Annotated in this window: 16 protein-coding genes; 11 read left to right on the forward strand and 5 right to left on the reverse strand. The window is 61.5% G+C overall.

All coding sequences use genetic code 11. The features are described from left to right. Nucleotides 1-552, forward strand: a 552-nt coding sequence (locus O3306_RS05010; RefSeq protein WP_272004188.1) for a transposase, incomplete at its 5' end; no start/stop codon positions are given. A 14-nt stretch (nt 553-566) separates the two neighbouring features. On the opposite strand, the gene O3306_RS05015 is transcribed toward O3306_RS05010, so the two are convergent. After that, nucleotides 567-1,214 carry a gamma-glutamyl kinase gene (locus O3306_RS05015; RefSeq protein ID WP_272004190.1) on the reverse strand — a complete coding sequence of 216 codons (648 nt, stop codon included), beginning with the start codon at nt 1,212-1,214 and terminating at the stop codon, nt 567-569. 194 nt (nt 1,215-1,408) lie between these two features. Between O3306_RS05015 and recA the strand changes: the two genes are divergently transcribed. The 3 genes from recA to O3306_RS05030 all read left to right on the forward strand — a co-directional run bounded on the left by recA (nt 1,409) and on the right by O3306_RS05030 (nt 5,588). Then, the gene (recA, locus tag O3306_RS05020) at nt 1,409-2,485 is read left to right on the forward strand and encodes a recombinase RecA (protein ID WP_272004192.1); all 1,077 of its coding nucleotides are present in this window, start codon (nt 1,409-1,411) and stop codon (nt 2,483-2,485) included. A 148-nt stretch (nt 2,486-2,633) separates the two neighbouring features. Next, nucleotides 2,634-5,297 (forward strand): alanine--tRNA ligase, encoded by a 2,664-nt coding sequence (gene alaS / locus O3306_RS05025; RefSeq protein WP_272004194.1) that lies wholly within the window; start codon nt 2,634-2,636, stop codon nt 5,295-5,297. A 3-nt stretch (nt 5,298-5,300) separates the two neighbouring features. Further along, nucleotides 5,301-5,588 carry a DUF1330 domain-containing protein gene (locus O3306_RS05030; protein WP_272004196.1) on the forward strand — a complete coding sequence of 96 codons (288 nt, stop codon included), beginning with the start codon at nt 5,301-5,303 and terminating at the stop codon, nt 5,586-5,588. 226 nt (nt 5,589-5,814) lie between these two features. Here the strand turns inward: O3306_RS05030 and typA are convergent, their stop codons facing one another. Both typA and O3306_RS05040 read right to left on the reverse strand, forming a co-directional pair. After that, the gene (gene typA, locus O3306_RS05035) at nt 5,815-7,635 is read right to left on the reverse strand and encodes a translational GTPase TypA (RefSeq protein ID WP_272004198.1); all 1,821 of its coding nucleotides are present in this window, start codon (nt 7,633-7,635) and stop codon (nt 5,815-5,817) included. 463 nt (nt 7,636-8,098) lie between these two features. Next, on the reverse strand, nt 8,099-8,605 hold the full coding sequence (locus O3306_RS05040; RefSeq protein WP_272004200.1) for a single-stranded DNA-binding protein: 507 nt from the start codon (nt 8,603-8,605) through the stop codon (nt 8,099-8,101). A gap of 194 nt (nt 8,606-8,799) precedes the next feature. Here O3306_RS05040 and O3306_RS05045 point away from each other — a divergent pair, with 194 nt between their 5' ends. Then, complete coding sequence (locus O3306_RS05045; protein WP_272004618.1) at nt 8,800-9,390, forward strand: lytic transglycosylase domain-containing protein; 591 nt, start codon at nt 8,800-8,802, stop codon at nt 9,388-9,390. A gap of 56 nt (nt 9,391-9,446) precedes the next feature. Here the strand turns inward: O3306_RS05045 and O3306_RS05050 are convergent, their stop codons facing one another. Both O3306_RS05050 and miaA read right to left on the reverse strand, forming a co-directional pair. Further along, nucleotides 9,447-10,244 carry a helix-turn-helix transcriptional regulator gene (locus O3306_RS05050; protein WP_272004202.1) on the reverse strand — a complete coding sequence of 266 codons (798 nt, stop codon included), beginning with the start codon at nt 10,242-10,244 and terminating at the stop codon, nt 9,447-9,449. A 125-nt stretch (nt 10,245-10,369) separates the two neighbouring features. Further along, nucleotides 10,370-11,245 carry a tRNA (adenosine(37)-N6)-dimethylallyltransferase MiaA gene (gene miaA / locus O3306_RS05055; protein ID WP_272004204.1) on the reverse strand — a complete coding sequence of 292 codons (876 nt, stop codon included), beginning with the start codon at nt 11,243-11,245 and terminating at the stop codon, nt 10,370-10,372. 141 nt (nt 11,246-11,386) lie between these two features. On the opposite strand from miaA, the gene pyrH reads away from it, so the two are divergent. The 6 genes from pyrH to rseP are packed head-to-tail and all read left to right on the forward strand — an operon-like array spanning nt 11,387 to nt 16,803. Next, nucleotides 11,387-12,118, forward strand: coding sequence for a UMP kinase (gene pyrH / locus O3306_RS05060; protein WP_272004206.1), 732 nt, complete (start codon nt 11,387-11,389; stop codon nt 12,116-12,118). A 48-nt stretch (nt 12,119-12,166) separates the two neighbouring features. Beyond that, a complete protein-coding gene (frr, locus tag O3306_RS05065; RefSeq protein WP_272004208.1) occupies nt 12,167-12,730 on the forward strand; it encodes a ribosome recycling factor in 564 nt (187 codons plus the stop codon). Beyond that, entirely contained in the window at nt 12,730-13,470 is a 741-nt protein-coding gene (locus tag O3306_RS05070) for an isoprenyl transferase (protein WP_272004210.1), read from the forward strand. Before frr ends, O3306_RS05070 begins: the two co-directional genes overlap by 1 nt. A gap of 10 nt (nt 13,471-13,480) precedes the next feature. Then, a complete protein-coding gene (locus O3306_RS05075; protein WP_272004212.1) occupies nt 13,481-14,269 on the forward strand; it encodes a phosphatidate cytidylyltransferase in 789 nt (262 codons plus the stop codon). Beyond that, nucleotides 14,266-15,441 carry a 1-deoxy-D-xylulose-5-phosphate reductoisomerase gene (gene dxr, locus O3306_RS05080; RefSeq protein ID WP_272004214.1) on the forward strand — a complete coding sequence of 392 codons (1,176 nt, stop codon included), beginning with the start codon at nt 14,266-14,268 and terminating at the stop codon, nt 15,439-15,441. The genes O3306_RS05075 and dxr overlap by 4 nt, the downstream gene beginning before the upstream one ends. Nucleotides 15,442-15,450: 9 nt before the next feature. Then, on the forward strand, nt 15,451-16,803 hold the full coding sequence (gene rseP, locus O3306_RS05085; protein ID WP_272004216.1) for an RIP metalloprotease RseP: 1,353 nt from the start codon (nt 15,451-15,453) through the stop codon (nt 16,801-16,803). Nucleotides 16,804-16,858: the final 55 nt, after the last annotated feature.

Consider the following 16,858-nt stretch of genomic DNA (forward strand, 5'->3'; position numbering starts at 1 on the left):
GCCCGCATGGCGCTGATCAAGGAGCGCACGCGACTGCTGAACCGTTCGAAAACACAGTCCCTGGCCCTGCTCAAACGCCAGTCCAAGGCCCGACTTGAGCAGATCAAGCGCCAACTCACTGAGCTGGAAGCGGCGCTGCTTGATCTTACACGCCAGTGCCCGAAACGGGCGCGTGCCTTTGACATTCTCTGCTCAATCCCGGGGCTGGGCCGGGTCACTGCGGTCGCGATCCTTGTCGAGTGTCCGGAAATCGGCACCCTAACACGCAAGCAGATCGCCAGTCTCGCAGGCCTGGCACCAATGACCCGACAATCCGGCCAGTGGCGTGGCACCGCATTCATCCAGGGCGGACGTAAATTCCTGCGCGATGCGCTGTACATGCCCGCGCTCGTCGCCGCCCGTTATAACCCGGATCTGCGACAGAAATACCAGACCATGATCCAAGCCGGAAAGCCTGCGAAAGTCGCCCTGACAGCGCTCATGCGAAAGATGATCGAATTGGCAAACGCACTCGTCCAGCAAAACCGCAAATGGACACCGAAAACAGCTTGATCAAGACGGATACTCTAAATTGAAGGCACCGGGACCGGAGTATAGGTCCCATTGGCACCGATCCCTTCCCAAAGCGCGAAGTCCGGCGCGAACTTGCGGCGCAATCGACGTTCCAACTGAGGCGAAAGCTGGGGAGGGCCTGCCACGGGCGCGCCCCCGGTTGACGTGTTGCGGCGCTCCAGCGTGACCTCGCATTGCAACCGGTCCGCCAGAAAGGCGATCAGACCCGGCTGGTCTTCGTAACGGAACAGATGCGTAACGGCCGTGCCGTTGCGTGTCGGTTCCAGAAATTTAGACTGCGCGCCGACATTGGCAAAGCTGGGCGCCTTGCCTTTCATGTAGGCTGTCGCGAAGTCGTCAAAGCTGAGCCCCGCCGTACTGTTGGCGTGGCCGTCAAGAAAAGGGCGCTGGCGGTAGCGGTACCAGCTTCCCAGCCAACTGATCGGTTCGCGCATGACCGCGATCACATCCAGCCCTTCACCAACGAATTTTTCAAGCATGGGACGAAAGAACCGGTTGTAGCGAAAAACCGGCGCGTGTTTCAGTTCCGGCGGATCGCTTACAACCATCGATGCCCGCGCGCCAAGAGCGGCCTGCCAAGCGGTGGTTCCGGTCTTGGGGACCGACAGAAATACCAATTTCTCTTTAGTAAACACCAACATACGTGCGATAATCCTGTTTCTGCCCGTTCCTGTGATCCTCGTAAACTACTCTTTAACACAATTGGGAAAAAGTGGGGTCGTGAACAAATCACTTGAAATGTTCTTGTTTTGTCTGCATGTACTACGGAACAAGATGTGAACAAACGCAGCAATTGCCGCCCGCATGCGGGTGTGGGATAAGGGCAGGAATGAAAATGGCAACGGCAGATTTACTCAGCATGGACAGCAAAAAAAGCGCGGACAAGCAAAAGGCGCTCGACAGCGCGCTAGCGCAGATCGAGCGGCAGTTCGGCAAGGGTTCGATCATGAAACTGGGCGGCGAAAACGCCATTCAGGATATCGAATCGACCTCCACCGGATCACTGGGGCTGGATATCGCTCTGGGAATCGGCGGCCTGCCAAAGGGTCGTGTTGTCGAGATTTACGGCCCCGAAAGCTCGGGTAAGACGACGCTCACCCTGCATTGCGTGGCGGAAGAGCAGAAAAAAGGCGGCGTTTGCGCCTTTGTCGATGCCGAACACGCGCTTGATCCGCAATACGCGCGCAAACTGGGGGTCGATCTGGACGAGCTGTTGATCAGCCAGCCAGATACCGGCGAACAGGCGCTGGAGATCGTCGATACGCTGGTGCGCTCGGGTGCGGTCAGCATGATCGTCGTCGATTCCGTTGCGGCCCTGACGCCCAAGTCCGAGCTGGAAGGCGACATGGGTGACAGCAGCGTCGGTGTGCATGCACGGCTGATGAGCCAGGCAATGCGCAAATTGACCGGCTCGATCAGCCGGACCAAGTGCACGGTGATCTTCATCAACCAGATCCGAATGAAGATCGGCGTCATGTTCGGCAGCCCCGAAACCACGACCGGCGGCAACGCGCTCAAGTTCTACAGCTCGGTGCGGCTGGATATCCGGCGCATCGGCGCGCTGAAGGACCGCGACGAGGTGGTCGGCAACGCCACCCGCGTCAAAGTGGTTAAGAACAAGGTCGCACCGCCCTTCAAACAGGTGGAATTCGACATCATGTATGGTGAAGGCATCAGCAAGATGGGCGAGTTGCTCGATCTCGGGGTCAAGGCTGGCGTGGTGGAGAAATCCGGCAGCTGGTTCAGCTATGGCGACGAGCGGATCGGGCAGGGGCGCGAGAATGCCAAGACGTTCCTGAAGGAAAACAGCCGGATCGCGTTGCAGATCGAGGACAAGATCAGGGCCGCGCACGGGCTTGAATTCGATATGCCCGAAGCAACGGATGACGGAAGCGACATCCTAGAGGCATGACCGCCCACGACGATTGACAGATCAGAAACCCGGCCAGCACTTGCGGCCGGGTTTTTTCATGGGTTTCGGGGGGCATATTTTCTTGCGGTGGACAGGGCGGGCAGGGGCGGATAAATCACAGGGACCCACTACCCGGAAAGAGATACCCATGCCGACGTTGAATGAAATCCGCTCGACCTTTCTTAACTTTTTCGAGCGCAACGATCATACGATCGTCGACAGCTCTCCTTTGGTGCCGCGCAACGATCCGACGCTGATGTTTACCAACTCGGGCATGGTGCAGTTCAAGAACCTCTTTACCGGGGTCGAACACCGCGACTACACCCGCGCCACGACCAGCCAGAAATGTGTGCGCGCGGGCGGAAAACATAACGATCTGGATAATGTCGGCTATACCGCGCGGCATCACACCTTTTTCGAGATGCTGGGTAACTTCAGTTTTGGCGACTATTTCAAGGAACAGGCGATTCCCTACGCCTGGGACCTGCTGACCAAGGATTTCGGCCTAGATAAATCCAAGCTTCTGGTCACGGTTTACCATACAGATGACGAAGCCGCGGACATCTGGAAGAAATACGCGGGCCTCCCGGATGACCGGATCATCCGTATCGCAACGGACGACAATTTCTGGTCGATGGGTGCCACGGGCCCGTGCGGCCCATGCACCGAGGTCTTCTACGATCACGGGCCGGAGATCTGGGGCGGCCCGCCGGGCAGCGCCGAGGAAGATGGTGACCGGTTCATCGAGATATGGAACCTTGTTTTCATGCAGAATGAGCGGTTCGAGGATGGCTCGCAGCGCGATCTGGACATGCAGTCGATCGACACCGGCATGGGGCTGGAACGCATCGGCGCGCTGTTGCAGGGCAAACACGACAATTACGATACCGACCTGATGCGCGCGCTCATCGAGGCCAGCGCGCATGTCACCAGCCAGGATCCGGACGGGCCGGGAAATGTGCATCATCGGGTGATCGCGGATCACCTGCGCTCGACCTCGTTCCTGATGGCCGACGGCGTGATGCCGTCGAACGAGGGGCGCGGATATGTGCTGCGCCGGATCATGCGACGTGCGATGCGGCACGCGCATCTGCTGGGGGCAAAGGATCCGGTGATGTACCGTCTGGTGCCTGCGCTGGTGGCACAGATGGGGCAGGCTTTCCCCGAGTTGGGACATGCGCAGGCCTTGATCGAAGAAACGCTGAAACAGGAAGAAACGCGGTTCAAGCAGACGCTCGACCGGGGGTTGAGCATGCTGGACGATGCCATCGTCGACTTGCCCGAAGGCGGGGAATTGCCGGGCGAGACGGCATTCAAACTCTACGACACATACGGCTTCCCTCTGGACCTGACGCAGGATGCGCTGCGGGAAAAGGGGCTGGGGGTCGACACTGACGGCTTTGATGCGGCCATGGCCGAGCAGAAGGCCAAGGCACGCGCGGCCTGGTCGGGATCGGGCGAGGCGGCGGATGCCGACATCTGGTTCGACATCGCAGAGACCGAGGGTGTGACCGATTTTCTGGGCTATGACACCGAAGTGGCCGAAGGCCAGATCCGCGCCTTGGTGAAAGATGGCGCGCTGATCGCCGAGGCCAAGGCCGGTGACACGGTACAGATCGTGCTTAACCAGACCCCGTTTTATGCCGAATCCGGCGGACAGGTGGGCGATACCGGTACCATACGCACCGAAAACGCAGTGGCCGATATCACCGATTGTCGCAAAGTGGCGGGCGTGTTCATCCATTTCGGGACGGTAACAAAGGGCACGCTGGCCAAAGGCGATGCGGCACAGCTTGAGGTGGACCATGTCCGCCGCAGCCAGATCCGCGCCAATCACTCGGCCACTCACCTTCTGCACGAGGCGCTGCGCGAGGTGCTGGGCGCCCATGTCGCGCAGCGCGGCAGCCTGAATGCCGCGGACCGGCTGCGGTTCGATTTCAGCCATACCAAGGCGCTGACGCCGGAGGAACTGAAACAGGTCGAAGATGACGTGAACGCCTATATCCGGCAGAACGACACCGTCGAGACGCGGATCATGACACCAGATGACGCGCGCGCGCTGGGGGCGCAGGCGCTCTTTGGCGAAAAATACGGCGACGAGGTGCGCGTGGTGTCGATGGGCACGCAACCCGGATCGGGCAAGGGCAGCGACGGCGCGACCTATTCGATCGAGCTGTGCGGCGGTACGCATGTCGCGCGAACCGGCGATATCGGCGTGTTTGTCACCTTGGGCGACTCAGCGTCGAGCGCTGGCGTCCGGCGAATCGAGGCCCTGACCGGCGCGGATGCGTTCCGCTATCTCAGCGAACAGGATCACCGGGTCGCGTCTTTGGCGCAGGAGCTGCGGGCGCAACCGGATGACGTGCTTGACCGGGTTCGTGGCTTGATGGACGAGCGCAAGGCTCTGACCAACGAGGTCGCCCAGTTGCGCCGCGAACTGGCAATGGCCGGCGGGGCCGGGCAGGGCGGTGCGGCAGAAGTCGAGGATGTCGACGGCATTCCGTTTTTGGCGCAGGTGCTGAACGGTGTATCGGGCAAGGACCTGCCCGCGCTGATTGATGAGCACAAGACACGAATCGGCAGCGGCGCTGTCCTGCTGATCGCCGACACGGGCGGTAAGGCTGCCGTGGCTGCGGGCGTGACCAATGATCTGACGAACCGCGTGTCAGCGGTGGATATGGTCAAGAGCGCCGTGGTGGAATTGGGCGGCAAGGGCGGTGGTGGCCGCCCCGATATGGCCCAAGGTGGCGGGCGCGATGTGACCAATGCCGATGCCGCGATCGATGCTGTCAGGACATTGCTGAAAGGATAGACCATGCCTGCACTCTGGATTGCCCATGTGACCGTAACTGATGAAGATGCCTACGGCAGATACGCCGCGCTGGCCGGCCCCGCGATTGCCAAGCACGGCGGGCATTTCATCGCTCGCGCCGGACGCTACGTGCAGCTGGAGGGCAAAGACCGCCCACGCAATGTCGTGGCGCGCTTTCCCAGTCTTGAAGCGGCCGAAGCGTGCTATCACTCGCCCGAGTATCAAGAGGCGTTAAGCCATGCCCGTGGCGCGTCTGAACGCGAGCTTCTGGTGGTCGAAACGTCTGAGTGATCTGCGGCGTCGTGCGGTTTAGCACCAACGCGCCGCGCCGGTTGTTGTCTGACCCCGCCTTTTGGCTGGCTGAAACGATCAAATCCCGGAATTGAACGCGGCGCCTATCCGGTTTGCCAACACGAACTAGTGGAGATGAAAAAGCCGCCACACCTGAGTGTAGCGGCTTTTCTGTTTTCTAGAAGTCGGTTGGCCCCGCGTGATATCCGGCGCAGCCTATACCGGCTCAGGCAGTTTTCGACTTTCTCTTGCGCTCGTTCGGATCAAGGTAGCGCTTGCGCAGGCGGATCGCGTTCGGTGTCACTTCGACCAGTTCGTCGTCATCGATATAGGCGATGGCCTGCTCCAGGCTCATTTCGATTGGCGTGGTCAGGCGAACCGCTTCATCGGTGCCCGAGGCGCGCACGTTGGTCAGCTTCTTGCCCTTGAGTGGGTTCACTTCGAGATCGTTTTCGCGGCTATGCTCACCGATGATCATGCCGGTATAGATCTTGGCCTGCGGGCCGATGAACATGCGGCCGCGGTCTTCGAGGTTCCACAGGGCATAAGCCACTGATTCGCCGTTTTCCATCGAGATCAGAACACCCGCACGACGGCCCGGAATCGCGCCTTTGTACGGCGCCCAGCTGTGAAAGACGCGGTTCAGAACGCCGGTGCCGCGCGTGTCGGTCAGAAACTCGCCGTGATAGCCGATTAGGCCACGCGACGGGATATGCGCGATGATCCGTGTCTTGCCCGCCCCTGCCGGTTTCATCTCGGTCATCTCGCCCTTGCGCGTGCCGGTGATCTTTTCGATCACCGCGCCGGCATACTCGTCGTCCACGTCGATGGTGACTTCTTCGATCGGCTCCAGCCGCTCGCCGTTCTCACCTTCGCGCATGACGACCTGCGGGCGGGATATGCTCAGTTCAAAGCCTTCGCGGCGCATGTTCTCGATCAGCACGCCCATCTGCAATTCGCCGCGGCCCGCGACCTCGAAAGCCTCGCCGCCGGGTGTGTCGGTAACCTTGATGGCAACGTTCGATTCGGCCTCTTTCATCAGGCGATCGCGGATCACCCGGCTCTGCACCTTCTTACCGTCGCGGCCCGCGAGGGGGCTGTCATTGATCCCGAAAGTGACGGTGATCGTCGGCGGATCAATCGGTTGCGCGGCCAGCGGTGTATCAACGGCGAGCGCGCAGATCGTGTCGGCCACGGTGGCCTTGGACATGCCTGCCAGGCTAACGATATCGCCGGCCTGGGCTTCTTCGATGTCCTGGCTGGCAAGGCCGCGGAACGCCTGAATGCGGGTTACGCGGAACTGCTCGATTTTCTGGCCGACGCGGCTGAGCGCTTGCACGGTTGCACCCACCTTGATGTGGCCGCTCTCGACCCGGCCCGTCAGCAGGCGGCCAACAAACGGATCGGCGCCCAACGTGGTGGCCAGCATGCGGAAATCGTCGTCCTGCTGCTTGATCTGACGTGGCGCGGGGACATGGTTCACAACCAAGTCAAAGAGCGCGCTGAGATCCTTGCGCGGGCCATTCAGCTCGTGATCGGCCCAGCCGGAGCGCCCCGAGGCATACATATGCGGAAAATCGAGCTGGTCGTCATCGGCTTCCAGATTGGCAAACAGGTCAAAACATTCGTTCAGTGCCCGGTCCGGTTCAGCGTCCGGCTTGTCCACCTTGTTGAGCACGACAATGGGCCGCAGGCCAAGCGCGAGCGCCTTGGAAGTCACGAATTTGGTCTGTGGCATCGGGCCTTCGGCCGCATCCACCAGCAACACCACGCCGTCAACCATGCTCAGGATGCGCTCCACCTCGCCGCCGAAATCGGCGTGGCCGGGGGTGTCGACGATATTGATTCGCGTGCCTTTCCAGACCACCGAAGTGGGCTTGGCAAAGATGGTGATGCCACGCTCTCGCTCAAGGTCGTTGCTGTCCATCGCGCGTTCATCCACTGCCTGATTCTGGCGGAATGCGCCGGATTGTTTCAGCAGTTCGTCCACCAGTGTTGTCTTGCCGTGGTCGACGTGGGCAATGATCGCGATATTGCGAAGATCCATTTAGAGCGTTCCTCAGATGTTTTCTGCGCCCTATACGGGCCTCGGGAGAAAAGCCAGAGGGAAAGCGAGGAATAGGCGGGATCGCTGCGTCACGAACACAAACGGCTCAGAGCCGCGCGGCAAGCATGGTTGGCCCGGTATGACGGGCCCGAGCGCCGCAGCCCAGCTTGAATCGGTCCAGCCCCAGGGCGCACTGCGCTGTTAAAGACCGGGTCGCGCGGTAGCCACGCGATTCGGATTGGGCCAAGTCGGCGGATGACGAATTGGGCACGTCCCAAGTAACTGGCATCGCGCCGAAATTCCGCCGCTTGCACCTTCAAGCTCAGCGCCAAGAGCACCCGCATAATGCGGATGCTGCTGTATCGCGTTGCCTGGCAAGGCGGGGGATTGAGCCAGGGGCTTCAGGGCAATTTGCATCGCCCTCCAAGTGCCGGAAATTCCCTAAATAGCGGTTAAAACCCGATCAGAATGGGATCTCATCGTCGAAATCACGTGCCGGGCCACCTTGGCTCGACGAAGGGCCGCCGCTGCTGCCGCCGCCATAGTCGCCGCCCTGGCTGCCACCTTGACCGCCGCCATAAGTGTCGGGGCTACCGCCGCCGGCGCCGCCACCTTCGCCACGGCCGTCCAGCATGGTCAGAGTGCCGTTGAAACCTTGCAGCACAACCTCGGTGCTGTAGCGATCCGCGCCGCTCTGGTCCTGCCATTTGCGGGTCTGCAACTGGCCCTCGATATAAACCTTGGACCCTTTGCGCAGGTATTGCTCGGCGATGCGCACCAGCCCCTCGTTGAAGATGGCGACGCTGTGCCATTCTGTCCGCTCGCGCCGCTCGCCTGTGTTCTTGTCCTTCCACGTCTCGGAGGTGGCGATGCGCAGGTTGCACACCTTGCCGCCGTTCTGGAAAGTGCGCACCTCGGGGTCGCGGCCCAGATTGCCGATGAGAATTACCTTGTTTACCGAGCCCGCCATGATTGTCTCCCTGAACGTCTGCATCAGATTGGTTTGCGCGTTTACATCATCGCAGGCGCATGAAGGGAAGGTTAAAATTGGCGTAAAATGCACCGGATCGTGCGGGATGCTGCCGATTGTCGATCCTGATGCTGGAAATTGCTGTCGAAATCAGTATCATGCTCTGCAGTTTGGGGACGGGACTTTATCAAAACATGCAAAAAGTCGTTTCAGCCGCGTTGATGGTTTGCCTGTCAACTGCTTCGGCGGGCCAGGCAGATATTCTTTCGACCAAGAACCGCGTGAAGCAGTTCAAATCGCAGACCAGCGTTTTGGACAATCGCGCGGCCAAGCAATACAAGGCGTCCGTGCGCCTGCAACCCAAGAAGATCAACACGCCGACCAAGTGGGGCAGTTCGAGCCAAGCCTATGATGGGCGCTATCGCGGTCAGTACCTGGCCTTGGCCAAGGCAGCGGCGCAGCGCCACAATGTTCCCGAAGACTTGTTTTTGCGCCTGATCCAGCAGGAGAGCAACTGGAAGCCCACGGCACGATCCCACAAGGGCGCAATCGGGCTGGCGCAACTGATGCCGGGCACCGCGGCGGTACTGCGGGTCGATCCCCACGATCCCAAGCAGAACCTCGAAGGTGGCGCGCGCTATCTGGCGCAGCAATATCGTGAATTCGGCTCATGGCGACTGGCGCTGGCGGCCTATAATGCAGGGCCGGCGGCGGTCAAGAAATACGGTGGTGTGCCGCCCTACAGTGAGACCAAGAATTACGTAAAAGTAATTTGGGGCAGCTAGTTAACGGCTGACGCCAAACCCAGCCATCTGCGCGCTATCATTTACCACGTAACATCCTACGCGGCCTTCTTGGACTTTGCTGCCTTGCGCAGCACCGAAGGCGTATGTCCTGTATGATGCAGGATGAAGCGCGAGAAATAGGCCGCGCTGCGAAATCCCAACTGCACTGCGACATGGCGAATCGAATCGTCACCGTTTTCCAGCATGACGCGCGCCGCGTGCAGGCTGCACTGGGTCAGCATTTCGGCAGCCGTCAGCCCGGAGCATTGGCGGCACGATCGCGTCAGGTGGGTCGGCGTCACCCCCAGATCTCGGGCATAGTCGGCCATCAGCTTGGGCGTTGCATAGTCACACGCCACCATTGCCGAGTACGCCGTCACCAAGCGCTGCGCTGCATTCGGCCGGGTAGGGGATTCGTGCGCGATCATGGCGCGGCGCAGCCACACGGTCATGAGTTGCGCATGCGCCTCGAGCGCCTCATCCGAGAATTCGCGCGGCTGATTCGATTCGCGTTGCATCGAATCGAGCAGCGCGGTCAGTTCCATCTGCGCGTTGACCTCGCGAATGCGCAGATGCTGTGCCCGGTCGGGCATGAGGGTCGGGCCACCGGGAGGGATGAGGCAGACAAGGCCGAAACACTGCACACCCATCTCGAAAGAAAAAAGCGTCCGGGACGGGATGGCCAGGGCATTGTGGGCGCCCACACCCCGGCGAATGCCATCAACCGTGGCGCGTGCCTGACCACGAGTGACCCAGACCAACGCGTGATGATCCAGCGCATGCTGCAGTTGCAGCCGCCATGCGGCGCCATGCATCCACTGTGTGAGGGTGAGGATCTGCGGTCTGTCAATCATCGCCGCTGCCGGGCCTCATGATGATTTATCGAAATTAGTCAATAAATCTCACATTTTCCGGCGCTTGTCATTCGAAATGGTTGTATTAGGGAAATCTTTTCGTTGGCTGCTGTTTTACCCACATTTTATCCACAGGTTGACCAATCCCAGCGTTTCATGCGGGCCCGGAACCAGGTGCGCTGGCGTTTGGCAAATTGGCGGGTGGCGATCACGGCTGCCCGGGTGGCCTCATCCAGGGTCATCTCGCCGCGCAGATGGGCCATCAGTTCAGCCGCGCCAATCGCCTTGGAAGAGAGATGCGCAGGATCCCACAGCGCCATGTTGGCACGCGCTTCGTCAAGCGCCCCGTTGGCGATCATCTGGGTAAACCGGGCCTCGATGCGCGGAGTCAGCCAGTCTTTGGGTGCATCAAGCACGATCGCCCGCGCGCTGCCCAGCGGCAACAGGGGCGGCGGCGTTGCGTCCTGCCACGCGGCCAGCCCGCGCCCGGTGGCCTGCTGCACTTCCCAGGCGCGCTGCACGCGCATCGGGTTGGCAATGTCGATTCGCGCCCTTGTCGCATCATCAAGTGTGCCGATCATCCGGTCCAGATCGCCTTGCCTGCGCAGCGCGTCCGCCTCGGCGCGCAGCGGCGCAGGTGTGGGCGGGATATCTGCCAGTCCTTCGGTGAGCGCAGTAAAATAGAGCCCGGTGCCCCCCACGATGATCACACGCTCCGGCCCGCGCAGTAATGGCGCAACCTCGCGCAACCAGTGTCCGACGGAATACGCGGCGTCATGCGGGATATGACCATAGAGCTGGTGCGGCGCGCGCGCCTCTTCCGCAGGCGAGGGCCGGGCAGACAGGATGCGCCAGTTGTCAAAGACCTGCAGCGCGTCGGCATTGACGATCACGCCGCCCTGACGCTCGGCGATCTCCAGCGCCAGCGCCGATTTGCCCGAGGCGGTCGGCCCGGCGATCAGCACTGGCTGCTCGGGGGATATGTCGCGTGACCATTTCATGGGCTTCGATTACTCCATCATGCGCGCCGATGCGAGTGGCGGCCGTGGTTTCCACGAGAGGCGGGTTTATTGCATTGAACTTGGCCGGTGTTTGGGACATTTTGCGCGCGACGACACGGGACCCCAACTGGAGCGCGACACATGACCGATGGCGATACCCCCAGAACCACTTTCAAACGCGTGATGCTGAAGATTTCGGGGGAGGCGCTGATGGGGGACGCGGGCTATGGCCTGCATCCACCGACGGTAGAGCGGATCGCCCGCGAAGTGAAAAGCGTTCACGATATGGGCGTCGAGATCTGCATGGTCATCGGCGGCGGAAACATCTTTCGCGGATTGCAGGGCAGCGCGCAGGGGATGGAGCGTACAACAGCTGATTACATGGGCATGCTGGCCACCGTGATGAATGCGCTGGCAATGCAGAGTTCGCTGGAAAAGATGGGCGTCTTCTGCCGGGTCATTTCGGCAATCCGCATGGATGAGGTGGCCGAGCCCTATATCCGCCGCCGCGCGGTGCGCCACCTTGAGAAAAAACGCGTCTGCATCTTTGCCGCAGGCACTGGCAACCCGTATTTCACCACCGACACGGCCGCCACGCTGCGCGCCAATGAAATGGCCTGCCAGGCGATCCTGAAGGGCACCAAGGTTGACGGCGTCTATGACAAGGATCCGATGACCAATGACGATGCGGTACGCTTTGAGCGGATTACCTATGACGACGTGCTGGCCAAGCACTTGAAGGTGATGGATGCCAGCGCCATTGCTCTGGCGCGCGACAACAACCTGCCGATCATCGTTTTCAGCCTCGACGAGCCGGGCGGCTTCAAGGGCATTCTGGCCGGGGAAGGCACCTATACAACCGTGCACAGCTAACGTTAAGGTCGGGCGCAGACGCGCGCGACCTCCAAGAGGAAGAATAATATGGCCGACGACTTCGAAATTGATACCGCTGATCTGGAGCGCCGGATGGAGGGCGCGATCGCATCGCTCCGGACCGAGTTTGCCTCGCTCCGCACGGGCCGGGCCTCGGCTTCGATACTGGAGCCGGTGATGGTGGACGCCTATGGCGTGAAAACTCCGATCAACCAGGTCGGCACAGTCAACGTACCCGAGCCGCGGATGGTCACGATCAATGTCTGGGACAAGGGGTTGGTGAACAAGGTCGAGAAAGCGATCCGCGAGAGCGGTCTGGGCATCAATCCGCAGATGAACGGCACGATCATCATGCTGCCCATTCCCGAGTTGAACGAGGAACGCCGGCGTGAGCTGACCAAGGTCGCCTCGCAATATGCCGAGCATGCCCGCGTCGCGATCCGCAACATTCGCCGCGACGGGATGGACCAGATCAAGAAGGCCAAGGCCGACGGCATGTCAGAGGATGACCAGAAGTTCTGGGAGACCGAAGTGCAGGAGCTGACCGACAGGCTGATTGTTCAGGTGGACAAGCAGCTGGAGACGAAGCAGGCGGAGATCATGCAAGTTTGATGCCCGATGGTGCCCAGGAAAAAGAGCAGACAAGGCCAAGAGGGCCGAAACATGTGGCTGTCATCATGGATGGCAATGGTCGCTGGGCGCAATCGCGAGGTCGTCCGCGGCTGTTCGGTCACCATGCCGGGGCGAAACGCGTGCGCGAGATCGTCGAGGCGTGCCCCGATCTGGGCGTCAAGTACCTGACAGTATTTGCTTTTTCCACGGAAAACTGGAAGCGCACCCAGACCGAAGTCGCCGGGCTGATGAGCCTCTTTCGCCGCTACATCACCAAGGAGGCGCGCGCGCTGTGCGATGAAGGCGTGCGCGTGCGATTCATCGGTGACCGGGTGCGGTTGGATGACAAGCTGACTTCGTTGATGGACGAACTGGAGCAGATGACCGCGCATAATGACCGGGTGCATCTGACCATCGCGATCAATTACGGCAGCCGCGACGAGGTGAGCCGCGCGATCAAGCGGCTGGCCGAGGATGTGGCCTCTGGTCAGCTGTTTCCGGAGGATGTTACCGAAACCACGCTGACGCGGTATCTCGACACCCATGTTCTGCCCGATCCCGATCTGGTGATCCGCACCAGTGGTGAGGCCCGGATTTCGAACTTCCTGCTGTGGCAATCGGCCTATGCCGAGTATGAATTCATCGACACGCTCTGGCCCGATTTCACGCGTGACGTATTCACCGGGCTGGTCGGCAGCTATGGCAAACGCGAGCGCCGTTTCGGTGCCGTGAACCTGTGAGCGTGCCGGCATGAGCACATCTGCGCGCTGGAGCGATCTGGGACCGCGGGTGTTCTCGGCAGTGGTGATGCTGGTTCTTGCCGCGCTGGGGCTGTGGGCGGGTGGCTATGTCTTTGCCATTGGCGTCTGGATCACTGGCAGCCTGATGGTGTGGGAACTGGTGCGCATGTTGGCACCCGCCGCGCGCGGCCTGCCGGTGCAACTGGCGCTGTTGTCCGGTGGTGCGCTGGTGCTGGCCTGGTTGCTGCCGGGGCTGCTGGTGCTGCCGTTACTCATCGGCGCGGCCCTTGTCGGGATGGGGCAGTTGCGGCATGAGCGTTGGCGCTATGTCGGATTCACCGCCGCGATCCTGCTGGCCTGTCATGCGATGGTGATGCTGCGCGAGGTGGCCGGGTTGCCGTGGATACTTTGGGTCATCTGCGTCGTCATCGCCTCGGACGTGGCCGGGTATTTTGTTGGCAAGACATTGGGCGGGCGCAAGTTCTGGCCGCGCATCAGCCCCAAAAAGACATGGTCTGGCACGATCGGCGGTTGGGTGGCTGCAGCGGTGATCGGCGTTATTTTCGGATTCGTGACCGGGGCAGGGCCGATGCTGGCACCGATCTCGGTACTGGTCGCCTTCACCGGGCAGATGGGCGACATCGCCGAAAGCGCCATCAAGCGGCACACCGGCGTCAAGGACAGTTCGAACCTCATCCCCGGTCACGGCGGCGTTCTGGACAGGTTCGATGCGATGCTCGGCGCGGCACTGGCGGCCAGCCTGCTGTGGGGCTTGGGCCTGATGCCGGGGCTGACATGAGGCGCGTAACGATCCTCGGGGCGACGGGCTCCATCGGGCAGAACACGCTTGATCTGATCCGCCGGGCGCCGAAGGGCTCTTACCAGGTGGTGGCGCTTACCGGCGGGCGCAATATTGCGCAACTGGCGGCGGATGCGCGGGCGTTTGGCGCGGAACTGGCGGTGACCGCCCATGACGATCTGCTGGTTCCCCTGCGCGCGGCGCTCGCGGGCAGCGGCGTGGAGGTGGCGGCAGGGGCCGCTGCGTTGATCGAGGCGGCACAGCGCCCGGCAGACTGGACCATGTCCGCCATAGTCGGGGTGGCGGGTTTGGCACCCGGACTGGCGGCATTGGAAAACGGCGGCACGCTGGCGCTGGCAAACAAGGAATCGCTGGTCACGGCCGGCCCGTTGTTGATGGCCTGCGCGCAGGCCACGGGCGCGCGCATCCTGCCGGTAGACAGCGAACATTCGGCGATATTTCAGGCCCTGACCGGCGAAGATATCGCGACCGCGCGCCGGGTGATCATCACTGCCAGCGGCGGCGCGTTCCGCGACTGGCCGCTGAAGCGGATGCGCGCGGCGACCGTGGCGCAGGCATCGTCCCATCCCAATTGGGCGATGGGCCAGCGGATCACCATCGACAGCGCCTCCATGTTCAACAAGGCGCTGGAAGTCATCGAAGCAAAAGAGTTTTTCGGTTTTCGGCCAGAGCAGATCGAAGTGGTTATCCACCCGCAATCCATCATCCATGCGCTGATCGGATTCTGTGACGGCGGGCTGATGGCGCATGTTGGTCCGCCCGATATGCGCCACGCGATCGGCTATGCGCTTAACTGGCCCACGCGGCGCGACCTGCCCGTTGAGGCGCTCGATCTGGCAACAATCGGCCGGTTGGATTTTGCCGCCCCCGATCCGGCGCGCTATCCCGCGCTTGGGCTGGCGTGGCAGGTTATGGCAGTTGGCGGGTTGACCGGCGCGGTATTCAATGCCGCCAAGGAGCGCGCGCTCGACCACTTCATCGCGGGGCATATCGGTTTCATGGCGATGGCGGACCTCGTGCAATCCGCGCTGGACGGGCTGGCGGGGCATCCGGAGCTTGCCGTGTCGGAAATCACGCTTGAAAGAGTACAGTCCGTGGACCACGTTACACGGCAACACATGGATATGCAGGTAGGCCGCAGGGCCGGTTAGGACGGGGTTTTGGATATTTCCACGATTTTACCGCAGTTTGGCGGTGTTTTCATGACGCTTGTGGCTTTTGTTGTCGCCCTGTCGGTGATCGTCGCGATTCATGAATACGGCCATTACATCGTAGCCCGCTGGTCGGGGATCAAGGCCGAGGTGTTCAGTCTCGGGTTTGGCCCGGTGCTGTGGTCGCGGGTGGACCGGCACGGCACGCGCTGGCAACTGGCCGCATTGCCGTTCGGCGGCTATGTCAAGTTTCTGGGCGACGCCAATGCTGCCAGCGGCAAGGATGAAGCAGTCATGGAAATGGCCGAGGTCGATCCGGTGCGGCTGCGTCAGACGATGCACGGCGCACCGCTCTGGGCGCGCACGGCGACAGTGGCGGCCGGGCCTGTATTCAACTTCGTTCTGTCGATCCTCGTCTTTGCGGCGATCATGATGACGCAGGGCAAACCCACCGACCCGATCAGCATCGGCGCGCTGAAACCCATGCCGGTCGAAGGCGTGACCCTGCAACCGGGTGACCAGTTGCTTGCGGCGGGCGGCGTGCCGCTGCCGACCGCCGATGAGCCCGATAGCTACGAGGCGTTCAGCAAAAGCCTGCCGGATGCACCGCTGGTCGAATACCGCATCCTGCGCGACGGGGTCGAGCAGACAGCGATCGGCCCGCATCCGCTGCCGCCCATCGTGAGCCGCTTGGCGCCGCAATCGGCGGCCTATTCCATCGACATGAAGCCGGGCGACGTGATCACGGCCATTGACGACCGCCCCATCGCCACCTTTGAGCAATTGAAGGAAATTGTCGAAAGCTCGAACGGACGGGTGTTGCGGCTGGATGTGTGGCGCGACGGTGAAATGCTGGAATTCGCGCTCAAGCCGCGTGCGACCGACGAACAGCAGGATGAGGGCGGCTTCGCGACACAGTGGCGGATCGGAATCGCAGGCGGCTGGGCGTTCGAGCCGGGAACCGAGCGGCTGGGCCCGTTCGAGGCGGTCACGGGCGGTGTCGTGCAAACCGGGAGGATCATCGAAGGATCGCTGTCGGGCCTGTATCACATGATTACCGGCGCAATCAGCAGCTGTAACATGTCCGGTCCCATCGGGATCGCCCAGGTCTCGGGTGCGATGGCCAGCCAAGGGGTCGAGAGCTTCATCTGGTTCATTGCGGTTCTGTCGACTGCTGTCGGCCTGCTCAACCTTTTTCCGATCCCGGTGCTCGATGGTGGGCATCTGGTATTCTACGCCTACGAGGCGGTGACCGGCCGACCGCCCAGCGACCGTGCGCTGCGGATCCTGATGACCGCCGGGCTGACGCTGGTTCTGGGGTTGATGTTCTTTGCTCTGACACAGGATCTGTTTTGTCCCTGACGGGCAGTTACTGAACGGGGCGGGGTTGCAATGATTATTGCAGCCCCGAGAATCC

Source organism: Roseovarius sp. ZX-A-9 (assembly GCF_028369135.1).
GTDB lineage: Bacteria > Pseudomonadota > Alphaproteobacteria > Rhodobacterales > Rhodobacteraceae > Roseovarius.